Source organism: Limnobacter sp., from assembly GCF_046297615.1.
In the GTDB taxonomy this organism is placed as follows: domain Bacteria; phylum Pseudomonadota; class Gammaproteobacteria; order Burkholderiales; family Burkholderiaceae_B; genus Limnobacter.
Genome location: NZ_JBKBHM010000001.1, coordinates 664,455 through 689,321, shown reverse-complemented (window position 1 = coordinate 689,321; position 24,867 = coordinate 664,455). Strand labels below are relative to the sequence as shown.

Here is a 24,867-nt window from a genome sequence, read left to right as displayed (position 1 = left end):
AGTCCACGGCACCGCCCTGTTGCGGCCCTTCTGCCAAACCGGACACAGCACTGGAACCACCATGACTCTGAAATGCGGCATCGTCGGCCTGCCCAATGTGGGCAAATCCACCCTGTTCAACGCCCTGACCAAAGCCGGCATTGCGGCTGAGAACTACCCCTTCTGCACCATCGAGCCCAATGTGGGCATTGTGGAAGTGCCCGATGAGCGTTTGAACAAACTGGCTGAGATTGTGAAGCCCGAACGCGTGGTGCCCGCCACCGTGGAGTTTGTGGACATTGCCGGCTTGGTGGCTGGGGCCTCCAAAGGCGAAGGCTTGGGTAACCAATTTCTGGCCCACATTCGCGAAACCGATGCCATCGTGAATGTGGTGCGCTGTTTTGAAGACGACAACGTGGTGCACGTCAATGGCAAGGTGGACCCTTTGTCCGACATTGAAACCATTGAAACCGAGTTGTGCCTGGCCGACTTGGGCACGGTTGAAAAGGCGGTGATCCGCTACGCCAAACAGGCCCGCGCCAACGACAAGGAAGCCGCCAAAGTGCTGGCCATTTTGGAGAAGTGTCAGGCCCAGTTGAATGAGGTCAAGCCCGTGCGCGCGCTGGGGCTGGACGCTGAAGACCTGTTCGCCATCAAGAGCTTTGGCCTGATCACCGCCAAACCAGCCATGTATGTGGCTAACGTGGCTGAGGACGGCTTTGAGAACAACGCCTTCCTGGACCGCCTGAAAGATTACGCGGCCAAACAGAACGCACCCGTGGTGGCGGTGTGCGCCGCCATCGAAGCAGGAATTGCCGACCTGGATGATGCGGACAAAATGGAGTTTCTGGAAAGCATCGGCATGAATGAGCCTGGCCTGAACCGCGTGATTCGCGCCGGCTTCAAGCTGCTTGGGCTGCAAACCTACTTCACCGCCGGGGTGAAGGAAGTGCGCGCCTGGACCATCCGCATTGGCGACACGGCCCCCAAAGCGGCGGGCGTGATTCACACCGACTTCGAGCGCGGATTCATTCGCGCCCAAACCATCGCGTTTGACGACTACATCACGTTCAAGGGTGAAAACGGTGCCAAGGAAGCCGGCAAGATGCGGGCGGAAGGCAAGGAATATGTGGTGCATGACGGCGACGTCATGAACTTCCTGTTCAACGTCTGACCTGCATGCAGCGGTGAGTGGCATTCTGCTCACCGCACACTGGTGTGCGACTTTCCACACATACCACCCAGCACCCTCTGCGAAACTCCGCACACACTCCCACACCCCCAGTTTTAATTAACTCATTTAGATCATTGCTTTACACGCAAGCAACGCGCTGGCACGGCATCTGCACAGTAGTCCTCCACAACAAACAAGGAGGAGTTGGTGATGATGAACATTCGCAAAGCAATAACCCGCACAGCCCTGGTGATGGCCAGTGCAGCCGCCGCGTTCAGCGCACCCGCGCAGGCCCAACAGCCTGACGTGGTTCGGCTGGGCAATCTGAAGTTCGCACACTACGGTGCGGTGTCGTACATGAAGGAATCGTGCAGCAAGTACAACCTGAAGGTGGAAGAGCGGATGTTCCCCAAGGGGCCTGACATCATGCCCGCCATCGTGGCTGGGGAAATCGACATTGCCGCGCTGGCCTCGGACGGTGCCATTGCAGGCCGCGCCAACGGGGTGCCCATTTTCACGGTGGCAGGCTTTGCCAAAGGGGGTGCGCGCATTGTGGCAGGTGTGGATACGGGCATTAAAAACCTGCAAGACCTCAAAGGCAAGAAGGTGGGCGTGACCCGGGGCGGCGCCCATGAACTGTTGCTGTACGCCGAGCTTGAGAAAGCGGGCCTGACTTGGTCGGACAAACCCGGCAAGGACGTGCAGATCGTGTTTCTGGCGTTTGCCGATTTGAACCAAGCGCTGGCGGCCAAACAGATTGATGCGATGTGTCAATCCGAACCGCAATCGTCCCAAGCCATCAACAAGAAATTTGGCGTGGAAATCATGAAGCCCTACAACACCAGCATGGGCGAACCTGTGCGCCTGTTGGTGATGACCGAGAAGATGTACACCGAGAAAAGGGATGTGGCCCAACGCCTCATGAAGTGCTTTGTGGAAACCACCGCGCTGTTCAACAAGGACATGTCACTGGCGGAAAAGTATGTTCGTGACCAGATGTTCAAAGGGCAGATTACCTCGGACGATTTCCGCGACGCCATGGACAACGCCGATTACACCTATGACGTGACCTTGGAACACATCGACATCACCACCGAATTCATGAACAAGTACGGTGTAGGCCGCATGCAAAAGCCGCCCAAAGCCAGCGAGTGGGTGAAGCTGGACCTGCTGCAAAAGGCCAAGTCCGACCTGAAAATCAAGTGAGATCAACATGAAAAAAATCAATGCATTCCTGCAGGGTGCTTTGGTACCCGTGCTGGTGCTGATTGTGTGGGAGGCCGCCTCGCACGCGGGGCTGTTCTCACCAGTCGTGATGCCTGCGCCTTCCGCTGTAGCGGCCAAATGGTGGGCTTACCTCATGCCCCTGCAAGCGCAGGAACCCGGGCAAACCACCCTTCAATGGCTGTTCTCCGGCGAGCTAATTCATGACGCGTACTCCAGCCTGTACCGGGTGGTGGTGGGCTTTTTGATCGGTGCAGGCCTGGCACTGCCGATTGGCTTGCTGATGGGTGCCACGCCCCGTATCTACACCCTGCTCAACCCACTGGTGCAGATCCTCAGGCCCATCCCACCGATTGCCTATATTCCTTTGGCCATCTTGTGGTTTGGGCTGGGCAATCCACCGTCGTTTTTCCTGATCGCCATCGGGGCATTTTTCCCGGTGCTGATGAACACCATTGCCGGGGTGCGCCAAGTGGATGGCATCTACATCCGCGCTGCGCGCAACCTGGGCGTCAACCAGTGGACGATGTTTACCCGCGTGATGCTGCCGGCTGCAACACCCTACATTCTGGCGGGGGTGCGCATCGGCATCGGTACGGCATTCATTGTGGTGATCGTTTCCGAAATGATCGCAGTGAATGATGGGCTGGGCTTTCGGATTCTGGAGGCCCGTGAATTCATGTGGTCCGACAAAATCATCGCCGGCATGATCACCATCGGCTTTCTGGGCCTGGCCATCGACACCGGCGTAAGCCGCCTGAACAACTACCTGCTGCGCTGGCACCGTGGACTGGAGCATTGAACATGAATCACAACACCATCGAAATTGACGACGTGCACAAAGTGTTCACCACACCGGGCGGTGACGTTGTGGCCTTGAAAGACATTAACCTCACCATTCAACCGGGCGAATTCGTCTGCTTGCTGGGCCCCTCGGGGTGTGGCAAATCCACCCTGCTCAATGCGGTGGCCGGGTTTCAACCGCCCTCGAAGGGCAGCATCAAAGTGGACGGAAAAACCATTCTCACCCCAGGGCCTGACCGGGGCATGGTGTTTCAGGAATACGCCCTCTTTCCCTGGATGACTGTGGAACAAAACATCCAGTTTGGCCTGGAAATTCAAGGCAAAACCCACGATGAAATTGAAGCCACCGTCACCCAACTGCTGGACATGCTGCACCTGAAAGACTTCCGGCAACGCTTTCCCAAAGACTTGTCCGGCGGCATGCGCCAGCGGGTGGCCATCGCCCGGGTTCTGGCCCTGGACTCGCCCATCATGTTGATGGACGAACCCTTTGGTGCGCTGGACGCCCTGACCCGCCGCAACCTGCAGGATGAACTGCTGCGCATTTGGGAGCGTTTGGGCAAAACCATTCTGTTTGTCACCCACTCCATTGAAGAGTCCATTTACCTGGCCGACCGCATCGTGGTCATGACCTACCGGCCCGGCACAGTCAAACGTGACCAATGGGTGGACATGCCCCGCCCCCGCGACCCGGCCTCCCCGGCGTTCAATGACCTCAAACGCGAACTGGGCCAACTGGTGATGGAAGAGCAGCAACGCCACGCCGAGGCTGAGATGAAGTTGGCTGCGGTCGACTGACAGACTCGGTAGAATGGACTGGTGAACCCTCGACTCCGCGACCATCCCATGCTGCGCCGCCCAGCCTTTCTGGCCGGCGTAGCCATGGCCTTGTGGTTGCTGGTGGCGTGGGTTGCCTACACCAGCCTGCTGGCCCGGCAAACAGATGCTCTGCGGGAGGAATCGCTTCGCAATCTGGACGCCTTGGCCCTCACGCTTGAGGCCACCCTGGCCCGCCACGAAACCCTGCCCGGTCTTCTGGCCTTGGACCCCACCCTGCGAGCCTTGCTGGAAAACCCAACCGACACCCAACGGGTCAGCGCGGCCAATGCCTACCTGGAGGCTGCCCAGCAAAGTGCGCAGGTGTCTGCGGCCTTTTTGATCAACCCCCAAGGCATTACCGTGGCCGCCAGCAACTGGCGATTGGCCCGCAGTTTCATGGGGCAAGACTACAGCTTTCGCCCCTATTTCCGCGATGCGCTGGACAAAGGGCTGGGGCGCTTTTATGGTGTGGGGGTCACCACCGGCGAGCCGGGCTACTTTCTGGCCGTGCCCATACGGCAAGGCCGACAAACCTTGGGCGTGGTTGTGGTCAAGCAACAACTTGATCAACTCGAACAGGCGCTGAGCAACAGCGCAGATCCACTGCTGCTGGTCGATGGCGACGGCATCGTGTTTTTGGCCTCATTGCGCACCCTGCATTACCGCAGCCTGCGCACCCTCAACGAGGCCGACCAAGCCCGGCTGGCCCAAACCCGCCAGTACGGCAACCAACCCATTCCAACGCTGGCCAACACGCCCTTGAAAGTGAACCAGCAACAACCCCAGCGTGTGGCCTTGCCCGGTGAAGGCAACCGTGAACGGTTGGTGATGGCACGCCCGGTGGGGCTGCAAGGTTGGCAACTGGTCCACTTGGGCAGCCTGAACGAGGCGCGCAACACCGCCGCAACCCAAGCATCAGCGGTGGCGCTGGCCTGCGCCATGGTGTTGCTTGTGATGGCCCACCTTAGGCACAGGGCGCGCCGCCGGGAAGAACTCATGCGCGTGTACGCCAGCCTGGAGCAACGCATTGCAGAACGCACAGCCGACTTGAGCGCACAAATTGCAGAACTGGAAACCACCAAGGCCATTCTGCGTGAAACCCAAGACGCCGCCATGCAAGCGGGCAAACTGGCCATGCTCGGTCAAATGTCAGCGGGCATCACCCATGAACTCAATCAACCGCTGGCTGCCCTGCAAACCTTTGCGGACAATGCCCGTGCCCTGCTGGACCGAGGCCGACTGAACGAGGCTGCAGACAACCTGCGCATGATTTCCGGCTTGGTGGGCCGAACAGGCCGCATTGTTCGCCAGCTCAAAACCTTTTCCCGCAAAGAAGCCCCCACCCCCACCCCGGTCAGCCTGGACAGCGCCATCGAACACGCCCTGCTGATTGTCGAGCCTCGCCGACGCGAGTTGAATGCCACGGTGAGCACCCCACCGGCCGATTCAAGCCGTGAGGTGATGGCCGAGTCGGGCCGACTGGAACAAGTGCTGGTGAACCTCATCCGCAACGGACTGGATGCCATGGCCGGGCAGGACGCCCCGATGCTCACCGTCGAATGCCGGGACCTGGGCAAACACTGGGGCCTTGCGATTGGCGACAGTGGCCCAGGCTTGAGTGCCGAAGCGCTGAACCACCTGTTTGAACCCTTCTTCACCACCAAACCCAGTGGTGAAGGTTTGGGGCTGGGCCTGACGATTTCCCGCACCATCGCCGAAAGTTATGGGGGCACTCTCCAGGCACAAAACCGACCCGAGGGCGGTGCAGAGTTTCTGCTGACCCTGCCCAAAGCCCCTGAATGGACTGTAACTTCATGAGCCCCACCGCTGTGTTTCTGGTTGAAGACGATGAGGCCGTTCGCAAAGGCTGCGAACAGGCCCTGAGCCTGGCCGACATTCGCGTGCGCACCTTTGCAAACGCCGAACACATGATGAAGGCGCTTGCGACTGAAATTCCCGCCTTGGTGGTCACCGATGTTCGGCTTCCCGGCATGGACGGGCTGACGCTGATGCGAGAACTGCGACAAACCGACAGAGACATGCCCGTGGTGCTGATGACCGGGCACGGTGACGTCAGCATGGCGGTGGACGCCATGCGCGACGGGGCTTGGGACTTCATCGAGAAACCCTTTGCCTCGGAGCGGTTGGTCACCACGGTGCAACGGGCGCTGCAGACACGCCGGCTTGAGTTGGAAAACCGGCAATTGAAGTCCCGCCTGCGCCACCATGGCGTGGCCAACATCATCGGCCAAACGGCGTCTGTACAACGCCTTCGGCACTGGGTGGAAACACTGGCCCCCACCGGCGTCGACATTCTCATCAATGGCGAAACAGGGGCTGGCAAAGAAGTGGTGGCCCGCGCCATTCACGATGCCAGCGGCAGAACCGGCCCTTTCGTGGCCATCAACTGCGGGGCACTGCCGGAAAGCATCGTGGAAAGCGAATTGTTCGGGCATGAATCGGGCGCGTTCACCGGGGCCAGCAAACGGCGCATTGGGCGAATTGAGCACGCCAGTGGCGGCACCCTTTTTCTTGACGAGATTGAAACCATGCCGCTGAGCCTGCAGGTGCGTTTTCTGCGGGTACTTCAAGAGCGCAGCATCGAACGCCTGGGCAGCAACACCCCAGTGCCCCTAGACCTTCGGCTGGTTGCCGCCAGCAAAGTGGACCTGAAACAAGCCGCAGATGCGGGCCGATTCCGCAGCGACTTGTACTACCGCCTGAATGTGGTCAGTGTTGACCTGCCCCCCTTGCGAGAACGCCGCGAAGACATCGCCCCACTGATGGCTCATTTCCTTGCCGAAGCGGCACAGCGCTATCAACGGCCCGTGGCAGTGTGGAACCCAACCGACCTTGCCCGTTGGCAGCAACACGATTGGCCCGGCAATGTGCGCGAACTCAAGAATGTCGCCGACCGCTGGGCGCTGGGCCTGCCCGACGGCTTGACCATGCACCCTCAGGCCAGCACCGCAGGTGCGTCATCGCTGGCCGAGCAATTGGATGCGGTTGAACGCGCTTTGCTGACCGATGCGCTCAAGCGCAACGCAGGCAATGTGGTGCTGGCCGCGCAAATGCTGCAAACCCCAAGAAAGACGTTCTACGACAAACTCAGCCGACACGGCATCGTGCCGGATGATTTCCGCCGTTGACGCCGACACGGGGTGTCAATCCAAGCAAGATTGCCTACAATCGTGGGAACCCTGTCGTCACTGAAGGCTCAAACAGCAGCCTGAACAACCCTGGACCCTGTTGTGCGCAAACCTGTCCTGTGGACCATCGTCGTCACCACCTTGATTGGCTTGGCCGCCATTGTGGCCCACGGCATCATCGTACCCAAAGCCCTGTGGGCCGACCGACTGGCCTTGCTCACGCAGGAACTCCCGGGCTACAACGCCACGGCTGACCGGGTGGTGCTGGCCCTGTCCAGCCAACCCGCCCTCATGGTCAGTGGACTGAGCCTGAACAACCCAGCCACGGGTGAGCGTTGGTCCGTGGGGCTACTGCGCATCGACCTGGACGGCTGGCAAAGCCTGAACCCCAAAGCATCGGCCACAGTCACAGCCATCACGGTGAAAGGCCTGGGCCTTCAATGGGCGGCAGGCCAAGCGTGTGAAAGCCCCTTGAGTTGCCTACCGCCGCTGCTGTCTGCAGTGGCCAGGCATGCGGCCAGTCATGGCACTTGGGCAGGCTTGCCCCAACCGACATTTCGGCAACTGGCGCGGATGGAGTTGAACCAAACCCAACTGAACCTGGGGCTGGGCGCTTGGCAAGGCACCACCACAGTGGATGAATGGGTGCTTGACTTGCCCACCGAAGGGCAAAGCGGCCACTGGCGGACAGGCTGGCGCCTGCAAGGCCAATGGGGAGGTGCCCCGGTCGAACTCACTGGGCGACAACAAGCCTCGATACGCCTGTTGCAGCCCCAAGAGGGGCCATGGACCCTCGAATTGGCAGACCTGAGCACCGACGCCTCAGGCACGCTGTTGACACACCCGTGGACGTTCTCGCTGGCGGGCAAACAGGTGCTGTTGACCCCCGCGCGCGGCACAGCCGGTGGCCTGCCGATACTTCGGGCCTTGGGCCAGAACCTTCGCGCCTACTTGCGCAGGGACGATGCGCCGGACGAGCACCAAGCGGCGTGGTCCAGCCAGAGCTTCCAGGGTGGCTTTCCTTTGCAGCCCTGGCATTTCCGGGGCGCGGAATGGACCTACACCCATGAAGAGGCCGATGCCTGGAGTTTCAACCTGAAGTGGGACCCGGCCTCGACTCAGCTTGAACTGGAACCAGAGACCCTTGAGGGCAGCGAAGCCAAACCTGTAACACCCCAGCGCCGCAGTACGGACTGCAGCAACCTTGACCTGGCCAAAGCCATGCGACCAGGCTTGCAGGCGGTCTGGGCATGGGTCAATGGCTGGTTTGAATTGTCGGACGAAGTCAACCCGTCCACACCCGCAACACGACTGTGCCTTCAGGCCACCTTGTGATGCCCGCGAAGTGTACGGCCTAGCAGCCGTGATCGCCAGTGGAGCGCCCGGGCTCAACCGGTGAGCCTGACAGATAGGGGGATTTGTCAGGGTGCAATCTGAAGAACTTGGCCAACAACGCAGGCTGGTCCTCAGGGTGCGCGGTGTCTTTGGGAATACATTCCACCGGGCAAACCTCCACGCACTGGGGCGTGTCAAAATGACCCACACACTCCGTGCATTTGCCCGGGTCAATCACGTAAATCGTTTCGCCCATGGTGATGGCACCGTTGGGGCATTCCGGTTCGCACACATCGCAATTGATGCATTCATCGGTGATGATCAACGCCATGTGCCAACAACCCTTGAATCAGGACTTTTTCAAGCCCAGCTTTTGGTTCAGCCAGTGCTCAACGGACGGGAAGACGAACTTGCTCACGTCGCCGCCCAGCGAGGCGATTTCACGCACGATGGTGCCAGAAATGAACTGATACTGGTCCGATGGGGTCAGGAACATGGTTTCCACATCGGGCAACAGGTAACGATTCATCCCGGCCATCTGGAACTCGTACTCAAAGTCACTGACTGCGCGCAAGCCACGGATAATCACGCTGGCCTCATTGTCTCGCACGAAATCCTTGAGCAGGCCGCGAAACCCTCGCACCTCGACGTTGGGGTAGTGGGACAGCACCTCACGGGCAATCTCCACGCGCTCGTCCATGGTGAAAAAGGGCCGCTTGTTGGGGCTGTCAGCCACACCCACCACGAGCTTGTCGAAAATCTTGGCCCCACGTCGGACCAAATCCTCATGGCCTCGCGTCAGGGGGTCAAACGTGCCGGGATACACCGCAATCCGCATTGCTGGTCTCCATGTGTCTGTGTCAGAGGGTTTTGTTTTTTTCTAGGAATAACCGCTTTGTATCACACCGACGCAGGCGCAAACAAATGGGCATGCACTTGCCCGGCTTTTAAATGCCGCAGCGGCTCAATTGCGGGCACGCCCAGGGCGACAGCCAAAGCGGGCGCATCGTCGAACAAAGGCGCATGCCATTCCACATACAGCAGCCCGTCGGGTTTGAGCAGGGTTTTGAGCAAAGGCAGGGCTTGGTGCAGCAAGGGGCTGCGAAAAGGAGGGTCCAGGCAGATCAGGTCCATACCCGCAGGGGCTTGCTGGGCCAACAGCGGCAAGCTGGCCAACACATCAGCCTGATGCACCTTGATCTGTGGGGCTGTGCCTGCCTGCGCTGGCCAGCGGTCCAGCAAATAACGCGCATTGTCCTGCAGTTGTTTGGCCACGGTGCGGTGTTGTTCTACGAATTGAACCCGAGTGGCCCCGCGTGAAGCCGCTTCGAACCCTAAACCGCCGGTGCCCGAAAACAGGTCCAGCACTTGCCAGCCTGTGCAGTCCTGCCCCAGCCAGTTGAACACCGTTTCACGTACACGGTCGGGTGTGGGCCGCAGGCCTTCCACCGGCGCAACAGGCAGTTGCAATCGCCGCCACGCCCCGCCGATGATGCGGACATGCCCGCTCATGGTGTTGTGGCAGGCTGCGGTTGCTCTACTTTGGCCCCCACCACCACGGTGACCAGTTTGGCAGGGTCCACTGCGCGGGCAAAGGCTTGGCGGGCACTCTGCACGGTGACTTTGTCCACCTGGGCAGTCCATTGGTCCAGATAATCCAGCGGCAGGCCGTACCAAGCCATCATGGACAGGTTGGCGATCAACTTGCTGTTGCTGTCGATGCGCAGGGGAAAACCGCCCATCAGGTTCTGCTTGGCCGCCGTCAGTTCCGACTCGGTCGGCCCTTTGGCAATGAACTCCTCAATGGTTTTGCGCATCACTTGCAAGGCCTGGGCGGTTTGCTCCTTCTTGGTTTGCACACCCGCCTGCCATGGGCCCGCATCGCCGTAGGGCACGAAGTAGGAATAGGCGCTGTAGGCCAGGCCTCGCTTCTCACGAATCTCATTCATCAGGCGTGACACAAAACCACCGCCGCCCAACACATGGTTGGCCACCAGCAGGTCAAAGTAATCAAGCTGGCCGCGTTGAATGGAGGGCAGGCCCACCATCACATGGCTTTGGGCGGCCGGGTGTTCAATGTTGATGAACTGCCCTTTCATCTGCGCCTGCAAAGCCTTGGGGCTGCCTTGGCCCAAGGGCGCATCGTTCAGTTCGCCTTTGGGCAGGCCTGCGGTCAGGTCGTTGACCAATTGTTCAGCCTGCGCACGGGTCAGGTTACCCACCACACTGACCACCGCCTTGTTGCCCAAGTAACGGCTCTTGTAAAACGCCTGAATGTCGCTGAGCGTAATCGCATTCAGGCTGCTTTCCGTGACCTGGACTCCGTAGGGGTGCATCGGGTACAAGGCGCTCGAAAATGCCCGCTCAGCCAAGGTGTCTGGCTTGGTCAGCGACTCCCGCAAGGCCGACAAGGTTCGGGCCCTTTCCCGCAGAAAAACAGCCTCACTGAACACCGGCTTTTGCAGCACTTGGCGCATCAGGCTGACCGACCTGGAAAATTCGGGCTCTGTGGTCAGCGTGCGCAATTGCACCCCGCCAAAGTCGTCCGCCGCGGAGGCACTGAACTTCGCGCCGGTGTCTGCAAAACCGTCCGCTATCTGGTTCTCGTCCAGGCCCTGGGCACCACGCCCCAGCAGGTCCGCCACCGTGGAGGCCAAACCAGCCTTGTTCTTTGGGTCATTGCGCTGGCCAGCAGGGAAATCCACCCGCACATCAACCATCGGCAAAGCCTCAGCCCGCATGAACACCACCTTGGCACCGCTGGGTGCAGTCCAAGTTTCAATGGGCAAACCAGCGTAGGCCTGGGTTGCGAAGGCCACGGTGGTCAGTGCGGCACCAAAGGTGCGCTTCAAAGCGCGCATGCCTTGGGCATTGAACGACTTCAATTCATTCATGGTTCTCATGGTGTGCTGCTCCCACGGATCAATGGGTCAAGCCCTTAGGGCGGTCGTGTTTTTTGTTCGGGTCCAGCGGCAGGGGGTACAGGGTGCCCACGGTCATTTGCTCAGGCTGGAAATAGCGTTGCGCAACAGCTTGCACTTCGGCGGGGGTCACCGATTTGATCTGTTCAATCATGCGGTCAATGTCCGCCACCTCGAAATCGATCATCAGGTTCTGGCCAATCTCCATGGCCTGACCAAACACGGAATCCTTCTTGTACACCTGCCCGGCAATCAACTGGGCCTTCACCCTTGCCAATTCCTGTTCGGACACGCCGCTCTCGGCCACTTTGCGCACTTGCCCAATCAGCAACGGTTCAAGGTCTGCCACGGTTTTTCCGTCCGCAGGTGTGCCATCCAGAAAGAACATGGAGGGTCCCCGGCCTGTCATGTCATACCCAGCGCCAGCGGAAATGGCCACTTTGCTGTCCTGGACCAATTCTCGGTTCATGCGCGCCCCAGAGTAACCATCCAGCACCGCAGACAGCACCGTGAGCGCATAAGGGTCACGGTCAGTTTTCGGATTTACCAGCTTGGGCACTTTGAAGCCAATCATCACGTACGGATTTTCGGCGGGGGCTTTCACCTCGACCCGGCGTACGCCCTCCTGCACGGGTTCCAGTTGAGGCTTGCGTTCGGGCAAGGCGCGGGGGTTGTTGATGCGACCGTAGGTTTGTAGCGCCCATTCCTTCACTTGAACCGGCTTCACATCACCCACCACCACAACCACAGCGTTCTTGGGGGTGTACCAAGTGTGGTACCAAGCCTGTGCGTCCTTGTAGGTCATGGCCTCAAGGTCGTTCATCCAGCCAATGACCGGGGTGCGGGTTGGGTTGGCCTGGTAAGCAGTGGCCATGAAGGCTTCGTACAGTTTGCCCTGTGCTTGGTCGTCGGTGCGCCAGCGGCGCTCTTCCATCACCACCTGAATCTCTTTCTTGAACTCTGCCTCACTCAGGGTGAGGTTGTTCATGCGGTCGGCTTCCAGCGCCATCACGGCTTTCAGGTCTTTGGCCTGCAACTGCTGGAAATAAGCTGTGTAGTCTCGGCTGGTGAACGCATTGTCGCGCCCGCCCAAGGCGGCCACCCGCTTGGAAAACTCGCCCGGCTTGAGGGTGCGGGTGCCCTTGAACATCATGTGCTCCAGTACGTGGGCCACGCCTGTTTTGCCGTTCACCTCGTCGATGGAACCGGCTTTGTACCACACCATGTGCGCCACGGTCGGGCTGCGGTGGTCTTCCTTCACCACGAGGCGCAAGCCATTGGGCAGCACATATTGCGACACATCGCCATCTGCCGCGCGCGCAAGGCCTGCAGGCTCCACCATGAAGGCCAAAGCGCTGCCAAACACCAAGAGGGTGAACATGCGAACCCAAGGCCATTGTATGGGGCTGCGCTGGGTGAATTGCTTGGCGAAACTGATCAGGAACATAGAAGCACCTCTCGGACTGCGTGTGTGCATTGTGTGGCCTGCAAAATCAGGCTGGTGGACGCAATGGTAGAATAAAGTCATCACCGTACCTGCCTGTGACCGCATTTCTGACGTTTTGTTCACAGGCCATTTTGCCCCAACCGGGGCATGCGTTTCCTGGAGTGTCCTCATGCAAATCCCCGGTCAGCGTCAAGACTGGCTTGGTCGCCTCAAGTCCGGGTTGTCCAAAACCCGCTCCAACCTGTCGTCCATGTTCACCGGCGAGAAGGTGGATGACGCCTTTTTCGAGGACCTTGAAGAGCGCCTGCTGCTGGCCGATTGCGGCCTGCCGGCCACCGAACTGCTGATGCAGAAAGTGCGCGATGAGGTGTACCAAAAGGGCATTACCAGCCCGGAAGGCGTGCGCCTGGTGCTGCGCGATGCCGTGTTCGACCTGCTTCGCCCGCTGGAAACCAGCATGGGTGTGGACCGGGCTCGCCCGCTGGTGATGATGGTGGTGGGCGTCAACGGCGCTGGCAAAACCACCAGCATCGGCAAGCTGGCCAACCACTATGCGGAAATTGGGTACAACGTACTGCTGGCCGCGGGGGACACCTTTCGGGCGGCCGCTCGCGAGCAACTCGATGTGTGGGCCCAGCGCAGCAATGTGGACGTGATTTCTGCCGAGGGCAGCGACCCGGGTGCCGTGGCGTTTGATTCCGTGCAGTCCGGCATTGCACGCAACAGCCACATCGTGATTTGCGACACGGCCGGGCGCCTGCCCACGCAACTGCACCTGATGGAAGAGCTCAAGAAGATCAAAAAGGTGGTGGGCAAAGCCAAAACCGATGCACCACACGAAATTGTGCTGGTGGTGGATGCCACCAACGGCCAGAATGCCCTTCAACAAATCAAGGCATTCAACGATGCGCTCGGCCTGACCGCACTGGTGGTGACCAAACTGGATGGCACCGCCAAGGGTGGCATTCTGGCCGCCATGAGCATGAGCACACGGGTTCCCGTGGCCTTCATCGGTGTGGGCGAAAAACTGGGAGACCTCCGGCCATTCAGCCCGCGTGAATTTGCCAACGCCTTGGTGGGTATCGACGCAGAAGGACACGCCCTCGCATGATTCAATTCCGCAACGTCTCCCTGGTGTATGGCGAACACGCCGCACTGAAAAACGTGGTGTTTCAATTGCCCAAAGGGTCGCTGACTTTGCTGGAAGGCCACTCCGGGGCAGGCAAAAGCTCGATTCTTCGCCTGCTGGCCACCTTCGAAACCCCCAGCAGTGGCGACATATTGGTGGGCAACAGTTCCATAGCCCGGCTCAGCCGCCGCGAACGGGCCCATTACCGCCGTTCCGTGGGCTACACCGGTCAGGATGTACAACTACTGCCCAACCGCAGTTGTTTTGACAATGTGGCCCTGCCGCTTCGGGTGGTTGGCCTGCCTGAGGCGGATGTACAAAGCCGGGTGTCGGCGGCCTTGTCCCGCGTGGGCTTGGCCCACATGGACCGCATGCTGCCCAGCGAACTGTCCGGTGGTCAACAATTGCGCCTTCAAATTGCGCGCGCCGTGGTGAACCGCCCTGCCCTCGTGCTGGCTGACGAGCCCACCGCGCAGCTTGATGACGACTCCGCAAGCCGAGTGGTGAACCTGCTGGAAGAATTCAACCGCGCAGGCGTCACCGTGATTGTGGCCACCCACGAGGCACATCGCTTCAGCCGGGTGACCCACCGCCTGCGGCTGGGTGACGGACAGGTGCTACCCACCGGGTCAGCCCCCGTTGAACCGGCTACCCAAGAGACAGGCACACAAAGTTTTTCCCGCGATTTCCTGAACAAGGCCTACGGCGCCTGAACCCCACTACACACAGGACACCCCATGCGCTGGTTGCGACTTCAATGGTTTTCCATGTCAGCAGGCTTGAAGCTGTGGCTGGACGAACCCCTCGGACACTTGTTCAACGCCCTTGTACTGGCCATTGCACTGGCCATGCCCTGGGCTGTGGCCCAAGGCCTCGCAGCGCTGCTGCCCTCTATGGACCGGGCCGTAGGCGACCCTGAGGTGAGCCTATACTTCCGCATGGACGCCACACCAGAGGCCATACAAACCGCGCAAGCCAAACTCAAGCGCGACTTCGACCTCAGCGATGTGCGCTTGATCACCCCTGAACAAGCCCTGAAAACACTGAAGGCACAAAGCCAGACCCCGGACCTGATTGACGCGTTGCCGGGCAACCCCCTGCCCACTACCTTGGTGGTCACTTTGAATGTGGATGCCCAAACGGACACACGCCTCATTGATGAAAAAATTGCCCAGTGGAAGAACACCCCCGGGGTAGAGCATGTGCAATACGACGCTCAATGGGTGCGCAAGCTGCAAACCCTGCTGAACAGCGCCCAGCAGATTGCCGCCGCGCTGGCTGTGCTGATTGCTGGTTTGGTGCTGGTGGTGACGTTCAACACCGTGCGGCTTCAGTTGATTCGCAACCAGGCTGAAGTGCACGTGCTGAAAGCCTTGGGGGCAACAGACGCCGAGGTGGGTCGCCCCACCCTGTGGTGGTCTGTCAGCCTGGCCTTGGTGGCCTTTGGTTTGGCCTTTGGTGTGGTCACAGGGGCCATGCTGATGGCCGACGACGCCGTGGGCCAGTGGATACGTCAGTTCGACAGCGACTTCCGCTTCCAGGCACCCAGCGGCCTCACCGTGATCGGCATGGTGCTGGTGTGGGTGGTGTTGGTGATGATGGGGGCCTGGGCCTCCGTACGCGCCACCGTTTGGCGTATCCACTGACGCCAATGAACACAGGCCTGAGACACTCAGGCCTGTGGGTCAAGCGGCTTGGTCAGGCGCCAGGTTTGCAATCAAATGGCGTACAGCACGTTTCCAGTCGGGCTGCTTCACGCGGAATGTGTCGACCAGCTTGCTGTTGTCCAACAGTGAATTGGCAGGTCGCGCGGCTTTGAAATTCATCTGTTCCGACTGCGCCCGCTCAATCACGGGCATGCGCTTGACCAGGCCTTGTTGAAGGGCTGCATCCAGCGCGAAAGTGGCGTAATCAAACCACGTGGTTTCACCGGCACCGCTGGCGTGGAACAGCTCGCCTGAAGGCACCTGCCCCGGGAAATCGGGCAAAAACGATGGAGTGAGTTTGCCCAAGGCCTTGTAGCGGCTCATGGCCACAACGCCCGCCACCTGCAGCCCCAATTCCGCCAAAAAGTTGGCTGGCGTTGGCGCGCCACGCTGGTCATCCACCACGCGCAATGTGTCCCGCTCGTTGGCTGCCTTAATCATGGTTTTGCAGAAATTGCCACCGCGCTGGGCAAACACCCAACTGGTGCGAAAACACACCCAGTCGCCGCCCACTTCTTTCAAAAAGCGCTCACCCTCAGCCTTGGTGCGCCCATAGGCATTGATCGGGTTCACAGGGTCAGTTTCCACGTAAGGCCCGCTTTTCTGGCCATCAAACACATAATCGGTGCTGTAATGCACCAACACACACCCCTGCTTTTTCGCCTGTTCAGCCAACACACCCACCGCCTGCGCATTGATGGCCCGGGCAGCCACCTCCTCGTCTTCGGCCCTGTCCACAGCCGTGTAAGCGGCGGCATTGATCACCACATCAGGGCGAATGTCCTTCATGGCATTGACCAACTGGTCGGGGTTGGTCATGTCCAGCTTGTCGATGTCATAGCCGATGTAACCATCCAGTGTGTCCAGCAACGCTGGCTTGGCGTGTTGTCCCAAGGTGTGTCCGAGCTGGCCGTTAGCCCCCAGAACCAGAATGCGAATACCCACAGTAGAAAATGCTCCGATGGTTGATCGTCAAGGTGTTCGGCTGGTGACCGTGCGAACCCAGTCCTGGTGATCCAGGTACCACTGCACAGTTTTTCTCAAGCCGGTTTCAAATGTTTCATTCGGGCGCCAGCCAAGCTCACGCTCTATCTTGCGGGCATCAATGGCGTAGCGGCGGTCATGGCCCGGGCGGTCAGTCACAAACTGGATTTGGTCCGCATAACTGCCGCCGCCTGCCTTGGGGCGTAGCTCGTCAAGCAGCGCACACAAGGTTTGCACCACCTCCAGATTGGCTTTTTCATTCCAACCGCCGATGTTGTATGTCTCGCCGACCTGCCCTGCATCCAGCACTCGTGCAATGGCGCGTGTGTGGTCTTCGACAAACAACCAATCCCGAATCTGTTGCCCATCGCCGTACACCGGCAAGGCTTTGCCAGCCAGTGCATTCATGATGCACAAGGGAATCAGCTTTTCGGGAAAGTGATACGGGCCGTAATTGTTGCTGCAATTGGTGGTCAACACCGGCAGGCCATAGGTGTGGTGCCACGCACGCACCAAATGGTCACTGGCGGCCTTGCTGGCTGAATAAGGGCTGTTGGGCTCGTAACGGTGGGTTTCAGCAAAGGGTGCATCGCCAGGCCCCAGGGTGCCATACACCTCGTCGGTGCTCACATGCAAAAAACGGAACTTGGCTGCCTGCTCTGCGGGCAAGGCTGACCAGTATTGGCGCGCGCATTCCAGCAAACGGTAAGTACCCACCACATTGGTTTGAATGAACGCCTCGGGGCCAAGAATGGAACGGTCCACATGGCTTTCGGCTGCGAAATTGACCACGGCGCGGGGGGCGTGCTCCCGGAAAATCGCGGTGACGGCATTCACATCGCCAATGGACGCGTGCACAAAGGTGTGCGCCGGCGTGTCCATCACCTCACTCAAGGTGCTCAAATGCCCCGCGTATGTGAGTGCATCCAACGAGACCACGGGTTCGTCGCTGCACCGAAGGTGCTGGCGCACGAAACAGGAACCGATGAAACCGGCGGAGCCGGTTACTAATATGGTCATCTTGGCAATTTCTTAAGGAATTGAACTAGAATGAGGTAAAGCCTTGGTGGCATTGTACTGCCCGCCGCCCGGCCATTCCGAATGAAATTTCCTAAAATCGGCCATGGTGTGCGCACCGAGCCGACAACTGACCGGTTTTTGGTCAAAAGGACAGAGATGAAAAACGTTTTCCAAGGCGTGTTGCCCTGGGTGGCCGCCCTTTCAGGCCTGCTTCTGACAGCCTGCGTGGCCGTCGCCCCCATTCCCGCCGACCTGGGCCGCAATGAGACTGACAGCACGGGCACCATTCCACCAGTTGAACCCCAACCGGTCACCTTGTGCAATATTGAAACACCCGATGTGCAGGAGTTGTCCAACGGCACCACCAAAGCCAAGGTCACTCAGACCTGCGATTCCACCGAAGTGTTTATTGCCAACGAGCACAAGGAACACCCCAAGCGCTGCAAGGTACAGATTGGCCAGCGTGTGAATGAGGTGTACATCCGCCCCGGTGAAAGCCGCACTCTGACCCTGAATGCACCCGCCATGGCCATGCGTGTGGGTTTAAGCTGTGTGAACGACTGGAACCGCCCCAAGTAAGCCTTCGGGCCTAGACCAGCGCTGCCGCCACTTTGCCCAAGGTGTCCAAGGCGCTGGTCAAGCGCGCCACTTTCTGGGCTGAGGAGCGCGCGCTGGCCAACGCTGAATCAAGCTCGGCCACCGAAGTGCGCAACTGCGCAAGCTGATTTCTGACCTGCTCGGTCAATTGCTCAAACACCGCATTTTCCAGCCTGACTTGGGCCAGTTGGGTGGCCTGCAAGACCCGTTTGTGCGCCTGATGCTCCTCCACGCTCAGCGTGGTGGTGTCCAAGATATAGGCCTCTCGAAACGCAGTTTCGACCTGATTCCTGAACGTGAGAAACTGCAATTGAGTGAAGTCGCTCATGGGCGGGCAGCCTCCCTGTCAGCCGTTCCAATTCGGGTTTTGAACTCCTGAACGCGGGTTCTTAAACGCTCGTTCAAGGCAGTCAGCGTCGAAGGTTGCTGCACCCCGGAAACCACCTGAACCCAGGTGTCCTGCATCGCCACGCTGGCCTGTCGGGCGTCGTCGAGCAGCGCGATGGTCGAAGGTGCCTTCAACTCGCGGATCCACGCTTTCTTCCAGGCCTCGCCCAAGGGCTTGTCCGCCAGAAATGGCTTCTCCACTTGATCCCGGTACGTCACTTCCCGCGCCAGTCGGGCGCGAAGCGTAATCCATCGGCTTTGTTCAACCAGCACCTGTTCATTCAGGGCCAGCACCTCGCCGATTGTGGCCGCATGCTCGGTCAACAGGCGGTCCAGGGTGGCGTTTCGCTGGCCTTTGGCCACAGCCTCAGCCAGCTTGCCAGCAAACCCGGCATTGACCTCAGGCACAGCCAACTGGGCTTTGAGTTCCGTGGGCATGCCCTTCAACGAGGCCGCCAGCTCTCGGGCAGTGCGCTCAGCCTGCGCCACCTGCTGGCCTTGGGCCAACTGGGCCAGTGACTTGAAGTAAAGGCCCAACTGGGCGTGACACTCGTCCATGGCCTGCGCCAAACGAATGCGCTTGCGCATTTCATCGGTTTGGGTTTTCAGGGTGTCCAATGTGCGGGGCAAATTCGGTAACACGTCGGCGGTGAAATTCAAGGATTCGTCTTGCGCCAAGCTGTTCACCTCGCGCATCACCAAGACATACTGCTGCCCTTGTTCGGCCCAGTCCGCTGTTTTTCGGGCAGTCAGGCTGGAACAGGCCTGCAAAGCCATGCACAGCGCAAGTACGCCGAACAAAGAGGGTCGCGGCAGAATGAAATGAGACATGAATTGGCGCAAGGGTGATGATCACGCACAGTAGCCAGAAAACCACCGAGGTGAAAAGCACAGGCTTGGGACACGGGGCTTAACCCATTCAAGGGGGAGGCGTGGGTGAACCGCCCCCCTACACTGACGGCATGAATACCCTCACCCTCGCATTGGCAGCGTTTTTTGGCTTCATCGGCGTGGCATGGTTGGCCCACGCCCGGGGCCGCAACCCTTATTTGTGGGCCTTGGGAAGCGCTGTTGTTACGCCTGTGGTGGCGATCATGCTGCTTTTAGTGTTACGGCGGCCACTGCTGTCGCCCAGGCGCTCCATCGCCGAGGGAGACCCAAGGCCAGCCCTGAATGCCGTCACCGTAAAATGCCCAGATTGCCGCTTGCCCATCCGGGCCTGGGTACTGACCTGCCCACACTGCGGCAGCACAGACCTGCCAGGTACCATCAACTGGCCCAACGACCCCAGGCCTGAATCAAACGGTGTTTTCCGGGAAACTGAAGCACAAAGGCACTGAACACGCGCTGAAACTCGCTTCGGCGGCCCTGGACCAGCAACACATCCATCAATGCCGTGGCGGCTGGCCAGTGCAATGGGTCGTAAAGCCATGCACGGCGGTAGAACAGCTCGGCGGAAGGCCAATCGCCGAGGGCCTGAAAGCTCACCCCCACAGCATGCAGCACGGTGGCGTTCTCAATCAAGTGGGCCTGCCCCGGCGCCAACAAAAGCCGGATGCAATCATCGTGCTGGCCCAACGCCTGCAAAGCCAGCGCACGGGTTTGCATCACAGGTGCGCTGGCTTGGGCACGCACACCACACCGGTCCAGCATGTTCAAGCAGCGCCTGGGCTGCCTTAGCCTTCGGTGGGCTTCAGCCAGCATCCAGGCCACTTTGTCGCTCCATTGCCCCCGCTGCACCTCCGCGCGCAAATGACGAACCTGCCGGCGTAACGCCAACGCTTCGGTGGAGAGGTCGACTGGGGGGCGTAGTGGCGAAGTGGCATCCTGATCACTTCGGCCGGCATAGGCGATGTATCCCCCAGGATCGCCGCGCACTTGTTAGCGCCCTTTAAGCATGGCAACAGGAGTCTTCAAAACCAGCGAAAGGTCAACCCATAGGCTCGCTCGCTGGAAATAGTACTCATCGTGACGGGCACGGCACTCAAATGTGGTGTCATGACGCGCAACCACCTGCCAAACCCCGGTCAGACCAGGCTTAGCAGCCAAGTACTTGGCCAATGTGCTACGCCCATAGAGAGCGATCTGGTCCTGGGCAAACGGACGAGGACCAACAACACTCATGGTGCCATTCAATACATTGATGAACTGAGGCAGCTCGTCGACACTGGTGCGCCTTAGCCAACGACCTATTTTGGTTACACGAGGATCATCATGAAGCTTCTGGGACTCTTGCCATTCTTTGGCAATGCGATGGTCACTCAGCATCAATTCATGAAGGCGTTGCTCCGCATTCACCTCCATGGTTCGAAACTTCCAGCAGCGGAAAATTCGACCATCCTGCCCTACTCTGCGTTGCGCATAAAACACAGGGCCGCCGTCGGCCGCTACCAAACACACCAATAAGGCCCACAATGGCGCGGTTATCAGCAAAACTGTGATTGCGAAAGTGATGTCGAACGCACGTTTAACGGAAGACCGCAAGTACGGCACGACTTGAACGGCCGATGCGGGCTGGAAATCAACTTCATTCAGATTCATGGCGCTCACCAGAAACAAGTACACAAAACACGCTGTGCTGCGTGGCGGTTTTGTCTACTCCGTCCCTGCTGGGGCGAGCGGCATCATAGTGCGCTCATATCTTTCCGTGCTTTTTAACGGGATATGAGCGGGAGGGAGAAATGGAGGGTTCGTTCTGGGCAACCCTCGGGGTAACCCTTGAGTACCAAAACTGAACCCTAGATCTGGCGAACCTCCCCATAGTGATTAACGTACCAAGCGTAGGTGCGAGCCAACCCCACCTCAAGAGGGATGCTGTAACGCCAGCCCAAAGCAGCAAGTCGCTCCACATCCATGAGCTTTCGAGGAGTACCGTCTGGTTTAGTTGTATCAAACACCACACGCCCTTGGTAACCAATGACGCGGGCCATTGTGCTGGCGAGCTCTGCAATCGTGCAATCCACGCCTGTGCCCACGTTAATATGACTCAGCATGGGCTGAGTGTTGACGTCATAAGTCGCTTTGTCCAGCAACAACACATGCACACTCGCAGCTGCCATGTCATCCACATGCAAAAACTCACGCATGGGGGTGCCTGTTCCCCACACTACAACCTCCTCATCACCCCGCAGTTTCGCTTCGTGGAAACGGCGCATCATTGCTGGAATGACGTGGCTGTTTTCCGGGTGAAAGTTGTCGTTCTCGCCATACAAGTTGGTAGGCATCACACTTCGGTAGTCACGACCGTATTGTCGGTTGTAGCTTTCGCACAGCTTGATTCCCGCAATTTTTGCGACTGCGTAAGGCTCGTTAGTTGATTCAAGATTACCAGTAAGCAAGGCGTCTTCGCGCATAGGTTGCTGCGCCAGTTTTGGGTAAATACAACTAGACCCCAAAAACAGCAAGCGCTGGCAACCGAAGTGATGCGCCCCCCGGATCACATTGCACTCCATCAGCAAGTTATCCATGATGAAGTCCGCCGGGTAGGTGTTGTTGGCGTGAATACCGCCCACCTTTGCCGCGGCCAATACCACTGCCTCGGGTTTTTCTGAATCAAAAAATGCCTCCACTGCCGCCTGATTACACAAGTCAAGCTCGCTATGGGCGCGCGTCACCAAGTTGGTGTAACCCAGCGCATGGAGACGGCGAACAATCGCACCACCCACCATTCCTCTGTGGCCAGCGACATAAATTTTCGAATTGCGGTTCAACATACAAGCCCCTTACTCTCGGCTCACGGCGACACTGTATCCGTGCTGTTTCAGCAGGGCATGGCGCTTTGCAGTTTCAAGGTCGGTGGCCACCATTTCAGCGACCATTTCTTGAAGGGTGATCTTCGGCACCCAACCCAATTTTTCTTTGGCCTTTGTTGGGTCTCCCAGCAATGTCTCCACTTCAGCTGGGCGAAAATAGCGGGGGTCAATTCTGACGATCACATCGCCCTCTTTCAGGGCTGGCGCATTGTTGCCCTCGACTTTCGACACGACCCCCACTTCATCGACCCCAGTGTTTTGCCAACGCAAGCTCACCCCCAGCTCCTTCGCGCTCATCTCAATGAACTGTCGAACGCTGTACTGCACTCCGGTGGCAATCACAAAATCATCTGGCTCATCCTGCTGCAGCATCAACCACTGCATTTCAACATAATCCTTGGCGTGCCCCCAATCACGTAGCGCATCCATATTACCCATGTACAAACAGGGCTCAAGCCCCACAGCAATATTGGACAAGCCACGAGTCACTTTACGCGTTACAAATGTTTCCCCGCGACGAGGGCTTTCGTGATTAAACAAAATGCCATTGCAGGCATACATGCCGTAGCTTTCGCGGTAATTCACCGTAATCCAATAGGCATACATCTTGGCGACGGCGTACGGGCTTCGGGGGTAAAAGGGGGTTGTTTCCTTTTGTGGAATTTCCTGCACCAAGCCATACAGCTCGGACGTAGAGGCTTGATAGAACCGGGTCTTTTTCTCTAGACCCAAAAAACGAATCGCTTCAAGCAAACGCAGGGTACCCATGGCGTCTACATCTGCGGTGTACTCAGGGCTTTCAAAACTCACAGCCACATGGCTTTGGGCACCGAGGTTGTAGACCTCGTCGGGCTGTACTTCTTTCAAAATGCGGGTCAGGTTAGAGCTGTCTGTCAGATCACCGTAGTGCAATTTGAAACGAGCATTCTCAACATGTGGATCCTCGTATATATGGTCGACCCGTTGCGTGTTGAACAGGGAAGCGCGTCGCTTAATGCCATGCACTTCGTAGCCCTTAGATAGCAAAAACTCAGCAAGGTAGGAGCCGTCCTGTCCAGTGATTCCGGTGATCAATGCGATTTTGGCCATGGCAAAACTTTGAGAGGTGGTTAACACGGTGAAGCTTAGGGCAAGCCTGATGGGTTTGAACAGAGCCTTATCGCAAAAAATAGTCTGAGATATTCCGTATTATCTGATTATTCTTATTTATGACTGACGATTCGACTCCATCATGCAAGGAAACCTCAAAAACCCTCTGGACTTAGCCCACTTGGTCAAATCTCACCGTTTGAAAGCGGCTCCCAAAGATGGCAACCCCACAGGCGGAAAGATGACGGCCGACACCTTGGCCAAACTTGCCGGGGTCAGCCGCGATACTGTTTTTCGCATTGAACGAGGTGAGGACGTGTCTTTTTCTACAGCCATGCGAGTACTTCGCGTATTTGACTTAGTTCTACATGCCACTAGGCCGCAAGCGCCAGACCTATACACGGCAGCTGAGTATTTCAAAACATCAGGGCTTACAACATGAGTCTGAACAACAATGTGCAGGCGTCCAACCTACTTCAGCAATTACCTCGTATCAACGGGACGGTGAAAGTTCTGCAAGTCTTCAACAGAGGACAAGCCTGTGGCTGGTTAGGGCGGGAAGAAGCCCCAGGCGACATGGGCTACTGGTTTCACTACGCCAGTGGCAACATCAGCCAATACCCGATATGCGCTCTAATGCCCGCAAACAGGACAATGTACCGATGGCACAGCCTTTTCCCGGTGTTTGAACAGCACCTGCCTTGCACAGCCGGCTGCGACTTTCTGCAGACCCTCTACCCAAACTCGACATTAGGCCCCTTGGAGCTATTGAGTCTAATAGGCGCAGACACCTTGGGGCCCCTCTCTTTTGCCAATCCTGACGCACCCTACGTTCGACCACGGAGCTGGATCAGCGATGGCGAATTAACTCAAAGAGATCTGCACCAACTGGGTAATGCAGCGGCTCCACTGCTGCGTACTTTGAATGGCAACGGCGAATGTGCTGCATTGATTTACGCAGACCGATCGATCAGTTTGCCCAGTGCAGTGGCTTGGCGCAGTACCGAACACGAGACGAGACAATGGCTAAACGAGCTGCCGTTGCAACACAACACAATTCGACACGGACAACGAATTTGCTGGGCACAACGCACCGATCTAAATATCGACGGCTTGCGAACATCATGGGAAAGCACCCATAGCCGACTCGGACTTAGTCGAGCGGATTTCGATCGACTGAAACGCGATGAGAGACGCTGGCGCTGGGTGAATGCAGAGCTGCAGCACTTACGTTTGGGCTGAGATAAACAGGCCGACTACCCCAGTATTCGACGGCATTTCAATCCTCTTTGCCACGCACTGGCACAATACGCACACAGCCCACGCCCGCAGTACTGACATGGTTCGGGGT

26 protein-coding genes are annotated in these 24,867 nt (G+C 58.5%); 13 read left to right on the top strand and 13 right to left on the bottom strand.

The window, feature by feature from the left end; all coding sequences use genetic code 11:
- The first annotated feature begins 61 nt into the window (after window positions 1-61).
- From ychF to ACK4FF_RS03155, 7 genes are all read left to right on the top strand, one after another.
- Window positions 62-1,153, top strand: coding sequence for a redox-regulated ATPase YchF (ychF, locus tag ACK4FF_RS03185; RefSeq protein WP_409704516.1), 1,092 nt, complete (start codon window positions 62-64; stop codon window positions 1,151-1,153).
- A gap of 210 nt (window positions 1,154-1,363) precedes the next feature.
- Window positions 1,364-2,359 carry an ABC transporter substrate-binding protein gene (locus tag ACK4FF_RS03180; protein WP_409704514.1) on the top strand — a complete coding sequence of 332 codons (996 nt, stop codon included), beginning with the start codon at window positions 1,364-1,366 and terminating at the stop codon, window positions 2,357-2,359.
- 7 nt (window positions 2,360-2,366) lie between these two features.
- Entirely contained in the window at window positions 2,367-3,179 is an 813-nt protein-coding gene (locus ACK4FF_RS03175; protein ID WP_409704512.1) for an ABC transporter permease, read from the top strand.
- Window positions 3,180-3,181: 2 nt separating this feature from the next.
- A complete protein-coding gene (locus ACK4FF_RS03170) occupies window positions 3,182-3,979 on the top strand; it encodes an ABC transporter ATP-binding protein (protein WP_409704510.1) in 798 nt (265 codons plus the stop codon).
- A gap of 21 nt (window positions 3,980-4,000) precedes the next feature.
- Window positions 4,001-5,818 carry an ATP-binding protein gene (locus ACK4FF_RS03165; protein WP_409704508.1) on the top strand — a complete coding sequence of 606 codons (1,818 nt, stop codon included), beginning with the start codon at window positions 4,001-4,003 and terminating at the stop codon, window positions 5,816-5,818.
- Complete coding sequence (locus ACK4FF_RS03160; RefSeq protein WP_409704506.1) at window positions 5,815-7,149, top strand: sigma-54-dependent transcriptional regulator; 1,335 nt, start codon at window positions 5,815-5,817, stop codon at window positions 7,147-7,149. The genes ACK4FF_RS03165 and ACK4FF_RS03160 overlap by 4 nt, the downstream gene beginning before the upstream one ends.
- 102 nt (window positions 7,150-7,251) lie before the next feature.
- A complete protein-coding gene (locus tag ACK4FF_RS03155) occupies window positions 7,252-8,484 on the top strand; it encodes a hypothetical protein (protein ID WP_409704504.1) in 1,233 nt (410 codons plus the stop codon).
- Between the two features lie 19 nt (window positions 8,485-8,503).
- Here the strand turns inward: ACK4FF_RS03155 and ACK4FF_RS03150 are convergent, their stop codons facing one another.
- The 5 genes from ACK4FF_RS03150 to ACK4FF_RS03130 form a co-directional block, all read right to left on the bottom strand.
- Window positions 8,504-8,815 carry a YfhL family 4Fe-4S dicluster ferredoxin gene (locus ACK4FF_RS03150; protein ID WP_409704502.1) on the bottom strand — a complete coding sequence of 104 codons (312 nt, stop codon included), beginning with the start codon at window positions 8,813-8,815 and terminating at the stop codon, window positions 8,504-8,506.
- Between the two features lie 18 nt (window positions 8,816-8,833).
- Window positions 8,834-9,322, bottom strand: coding sequence for a pantetheine-phosphate adenylyltransferase (coaD, locus tag ACK4FF_RS03145; RefSeq protein WP_409704500.1), 489 nt, complete (start codon window positions 9,320-9,322; stop codon window positions 8,834-8,836).
- Between the two features lie 62 nt (window positions 9,323-9,384).
- Window positions 9,385-9,996 (bottom strand): 16S rRNA (guanine(966)-N(2))-methyltransferase RsmD, encoded by a 612-nt coding sequence (gene rsmD, locus ACK4FF_RS03140; RefSeq protein WP_409704498.1) that lies wholly within the window; start codon window positions 9,994-9,996, stop codon window positions 9,385-9,387.
- Window positions 9,993-11,387 (bottom strand): M16 family metallopeptidase, encoded by a 1,395-nt coding sequence (locus tag ACK4FF_RS03135; RefSeq protein WP_409704496.1) that lies wholly within the window; start codon window positions 11,385-11,387, stop codon window positions 9,993-9,995. Before ACK4FF_RS03135 ends, rsmD begins: the two co-directional genes overlap by 4 nt.
- A 19-nt stretch (window positions 11,388-11,406) precedes the next feature.
- A complete protein-coding gene (locus ACK4FF_RS03130) occupies window positions 11,407-12,852 on the bottom strand; it encodes a M16 family metallopeptidase (protein ID WP_409704494.1) in 1,446 nt (481 codons plus the stop codon).
- A 169-nt stretch (window positions 12,853-13,021) separates the two neighbouring features.
- Here ACK4FF_RS03130 and ftsY point away from each other — a divergent pair, with 169 nt between their 5' ends.
- Genes ftsY through ACK4FF_RS03115 form a run of 3 tightly spaced genes read left to right on the top strand, consistent with a single transcriptional unit; the run spans window position 13,022 to window position 15,627 of the window.
- Complete coding sequence (gene ftsY / locus ACK4FF_RS03125; protein ID WP_409704492.1) at window positions 13,022-13,963, top strand: signal recognition particle-docking protein FtsY; 942 nt, start codon at window positions 13,022-13,024, stop codon at window positions 13,961-13,963.
- Window positions 13,960-14,694 (top strand): cell division ATP-binding protein FtsE, encoded by a 735-nt coding sequence (locus ACK4FF_RS03120; RefSeq protein ID WP_409704490.1) that lies wholly within the window; start codon window positions 13,960-13,962, stop codon window positions 14,692-14,694. Before ftsY ends, ACK4FF_RS03120 begins: the two co-directional genes overlap by 4 nt.
- 24 nt (window positions 14,695-14,718) lie before the next feature.
- Window positions 14,719-15,627: a cell division protein FtsX gene (locus tag ACK4FF_RS03115; RefSeq protein WP_409704488.1), complete on the top strand. Its 909-nt coding sequence runs from the start codon at window positions 14,719-14,721 to the stop codon at window positions 15,625-15,627.
- A gap of 39 nt (window positions 15,628-15,666) precedes the next feature.
- On the opposite strand, the gene rfbD is transcribed toward ACK4FF_RS03115, so the two are convergent.
- Both rfbD and rfbB read right to left on the bottom strand, forming a co-directional pair.
- Window positions 15,667-16,632 carry a dTDP-4-dehydrorhamnose reductase gene (gene rfbD / locus ACK4FF_RS03110; protein WP_409704486.1) on the bottom strand — a complete coding sequence of 322 codons (966 nt, stop codon included), beginning with the start codon at window positions 16,630-16,632 and terminating at the stop codon, window positions 15,667-15,669.
- A 27-nt stretch (window positions 16,633-16,659) separates the two neighbouring features.
- Window positions 16,660-17,691 carry a dTDP-glucose 4,6-dehydratase gene (gene rfbB / locus ACK4FF_RS03105; RefSeq protein WP_409704484.1) on the bottom strand — a complete coding sequence of 344 codons (1,032 nt, stop codon included), beginning with the start codon at window positions 17,689-17,691 and terminating at the stop codon, window positions 16,660-16,662.
- An 81-nt stretch (window positions 17,692-17,772) separates the two neighbouring features.
- Here rfbB and ACK4FF_RS03100 point away from each other — a divergent pair, with 81 nt between their 5' ends.
- Window positions 17,773-18,270 (top strand): hypothetical protein, encoded by a 498-nt coding sequence (locus ACK4FF_RS03100; protein ID WP_409704482.1) that lies wholly within the window; start codon window positions 17,773-17,775, stop codon window positions 18,268-18,270.
- Window positions 18,271-18,280: 10 nt separating this feature from the next.
- On the opposite strand, the gene ACK4FF_RS03095 is transcribed toward ACK4FF_RS03100, so the two are convergent.
- The 6 genes from ACK4FF_RS03095 to gmd all read right to left on the bottom strand — a co-directional run bounded on the left by ACK4FF_RS03095 (window position 18,281) and on the right by gmd (window position 23,516).
- Window positions 18,281-18,616 carry a hypothetical protein gene (locus tag ACK4FF_RS03095; RefSeq protein WP_409704480.1) on the bottom strand — a complete coding sequence of 112 codons (336 nt, stop codon included), beginning with the start codon at window positions 18,614-18,616 and terminating at the stop codon, window positions 18,281-18,283.
- On the bottom strand, window positions 18,613-19,506 hold the full coding sequence (locus ACK4FF_RS03090; protein WP_409704478.1) for a hypothetical protein: 894 nt from the start codon (window positions 19,504-19,506) through the stop codon (window positions 18,613-18,615). The genes ACK4FF_RS03095 and ACK4FF_RS03090 overlap by 4 nt, the downstream gene beginning before the upstream one ends.
- 438 nt (window positions 19,507-19,944) lie before the next feature.
- The gene (locus ACK4FF_RS03085; protein WP_409704476.1) at window positions 19,945-20,553 is read right to left on the bottom strand and encodes a hypothetical protein; all 609 of its coding nucleotides are present in this window, start codon (window positions 20,551-20,553) and stop codon (window positions 19,945-19,947) included.
- A 3-nt stretch (window positions 20,554-20,556) separates the two neighbouring features.
- A complete protein-coding gene (locus ACK4FF_RS03080; protein WP_409704474.1) occupies window positions 20,557-21,216 on the bottom strand; it encodes a sugar transferase in 660 nt (219 codons plus the stop codon).
- A 197-nt stretch (window positions 21,217-21,413) separates the two neighbouring features.
- The gene (locus tag ACK4FF_RS03075) at window positions 21,414-22,388 is read right to left on the bottom strand and encodes a GDP-L-fucose synthase family protein (RefSeq protein WP_409704472.1); all 975 of its coding nucleotides are present in this window, start codon (window positions 22,386-22,388) and stop codon (window positions 21,414-21,416) included.
- 9 nt (window positions 22,389-22,397) lie between these two features.
- Window positions 22,398-23,516, bottom strand: coding sequence for a GDP-mannose 4,6-dehydratase (gene gmd, locus ACK4FF_RS03070; RefSeq protein WP_409704470.1), 1,119 nt, complete (start codon window positions 23,514-23,516; stop codon window positions 22,398-22,400).
- Window positions 23,517-23,658: 142 nt separating this feature from the next.
- On the opposite strand from gmd, the gene ACK4FF_RS03065 reads away from it, so the two are divergent.
- Window positions 23,659-23,958: a helix-turn-helix transcriptional regulator gene (locus ACK4FF_RS03065; protein ID WP_409704468.1), complete on the top strand. Its 300-nt coding sequence runs from the start codon at window positions 23,659-23,661 to the stop codon at window positions 23,956-23,958.
- Window positions 23,955-24,758 (top strand): HipA N-terminal domain-containing protein, encoded by an 804-nt coding sequence (locus ACK4FF_RS03060; RefSeq protein WP_409704466.1) that lies wholly within the window; start codon window positions 23,955-23,957, stop codon window positions 24,756-24,758. The genes ACK4FF_RS03065 and ACK4FF_RS03060 overlap by 4 nt, the downstream gene beginning before the upstream one ends.
- Window positions 24,759-24,867: the final 109 nt, after the last annotated feature.

Coding starts and splice junctions, on each gene's coding strand:
- ACK4FF_RS03090 (WP_409704478.1), bottom strand. CDS start 19,506: ATGTCTCATTTCATTCTGCCGCGACCCTCTTTGTTCGGCGTACTTGCG.
- ychF (WP_409704516.1), top strand. CDS start 62: ATGACTCTGAAATGCGGCATCGTCGGCCTGCCCAATGTGGGCAAATCC.
- ACK4FF_RS03160 (WP_409704506.1), top strand. CDS start 5,815: ATGAGCCCCACCGCTGTGTTTCTGGTTGAAGACGATGAGGCCGTTCGC.
- ACK4FF_RS03075 (WP_409704472.1), bottom strand. CDS start 22,388: ATGTTGAACCGCAATTCGAAAATTTATGTCGCTGGCCACAGAGGAATG.
- ACK4FF_RS03170 (WP_409704510.1), top strand. CDS start 3,182: ATGAATCACAACACCATCGAAATTGACGACGTGCACAAAGTGTTCACC.
- ACK4FF_RS03060 (WP_409704466.1), top strand. CDS start 23,955: ATGAGTCTGAACAACAATGTGCAGGCGTCCAACCTACTTCAGCAATTA.
- ACK4FF_RS03120 (WP_409704490.1), top strand. CDS start 13,960: ATGATTCAATTCCGCAACGTCTCCCTGGTGTATGGCGAACACGCCGCA.
- ACK4FF_RS03080 (WP_409704474.1), bottom strand. CDS start 21,216: ATGAATCTGAATGAAGTTGATTTCCAGCCCGCATCGGCCGTTCAAGTC.
- ACK4FF_RS03115 (WP_409704488.1), top strand. CDS start 14,719: ATGCGCTGGTTGCGACTTCAATGGTTTTCCATGTCAGCAGGCTTGAAG.
- ACK4FF_RS03100 (WP_409704482.1), top strand. CDS start 17,773: ATGAAATTTCCTAAAATCGGCCATGGTGTGCGCACCGAGCCGACAACT.
- ACK4FF_RS03180 (WP_409704514.1), top strand. CDS start 1,364: ATGATGAACATTCGCAAAGCAATAACCCGCACAGCCCTGGTGATGGCC.
- ftsY (WP_409704492.1), top strand. CDS start 13,022: ATGCAAATCCCCGGTCAGCGTCAAGACTGGCTTGGTCGCCTCAAGTCC.
- ACK4FF_RS03095 (WP_409704480.1), bottom strand. CDS start 18,616: ATGAGCGACTTCACTCAATTGCAGTTTCTCACGTTCAGGAATCAGGTC.
- rfbB (WP_409704484.1), bottom strand. CDS start 17,691: ATGACCATATTAGTAACCGGCTCCGCCGGTTTCATCGGTTCCTGTTTC.
- coaD (WP_409704500.1), bottom strand. CDS start 9,322: ATGCGGATTGCGGTGTATCCCGGCACGTTTGACCCCCTGACGCGAGGC.
- ACK4FF_RS03065 (WP_409704468.1), top strand. CDS start 23,659: ATGCAAGGAAACCTCAAAAACCCTCTGGACTTAGCCCACTTGGTCAAA.
- ACK4FF_RS03175 (WP_409704512.1), top strand. CDS start 2,367: ATGAAAAAAATCAATGCATTCCTGCAGGGTGCTTTGGTACCCGTGCTG.
- gmd (WP_409704470.1), bottom strand. CDS start 23,516: ATGGCCAAAATCGCATTGATCACCGGAATCACTGGACAGGACGGCTCC.
- ACK4FF_RS03150 (WP_409704502.1), bottom strand. CDS start 8,815: ATGGCGTTGATCATCACCGATGAATGCATCAATTGCGATGTGTGCGAA.
- ACK4FF_RS03130 (WP_409704494.1), bottom strand. CDS start 12,852: ATGTTCCTGATCAGTTTCGCCAAGCAATTCACCCAGCGCAGCCCCATA.
- ACK4FF_RS03135 (WP_409704496.1), bottom strand. CDS start 11,387: ATGAGAACCATGAATGAATTGAAGTCGTTCAATGCCCAAGGCATGCGC.
- rsmD (WP_409704498.1), bottom strand. CDS start 9,996: ATGAGCGGGCATGTCCGCATCATCGGCGGGGCGTGGCGGCGATTGCAA.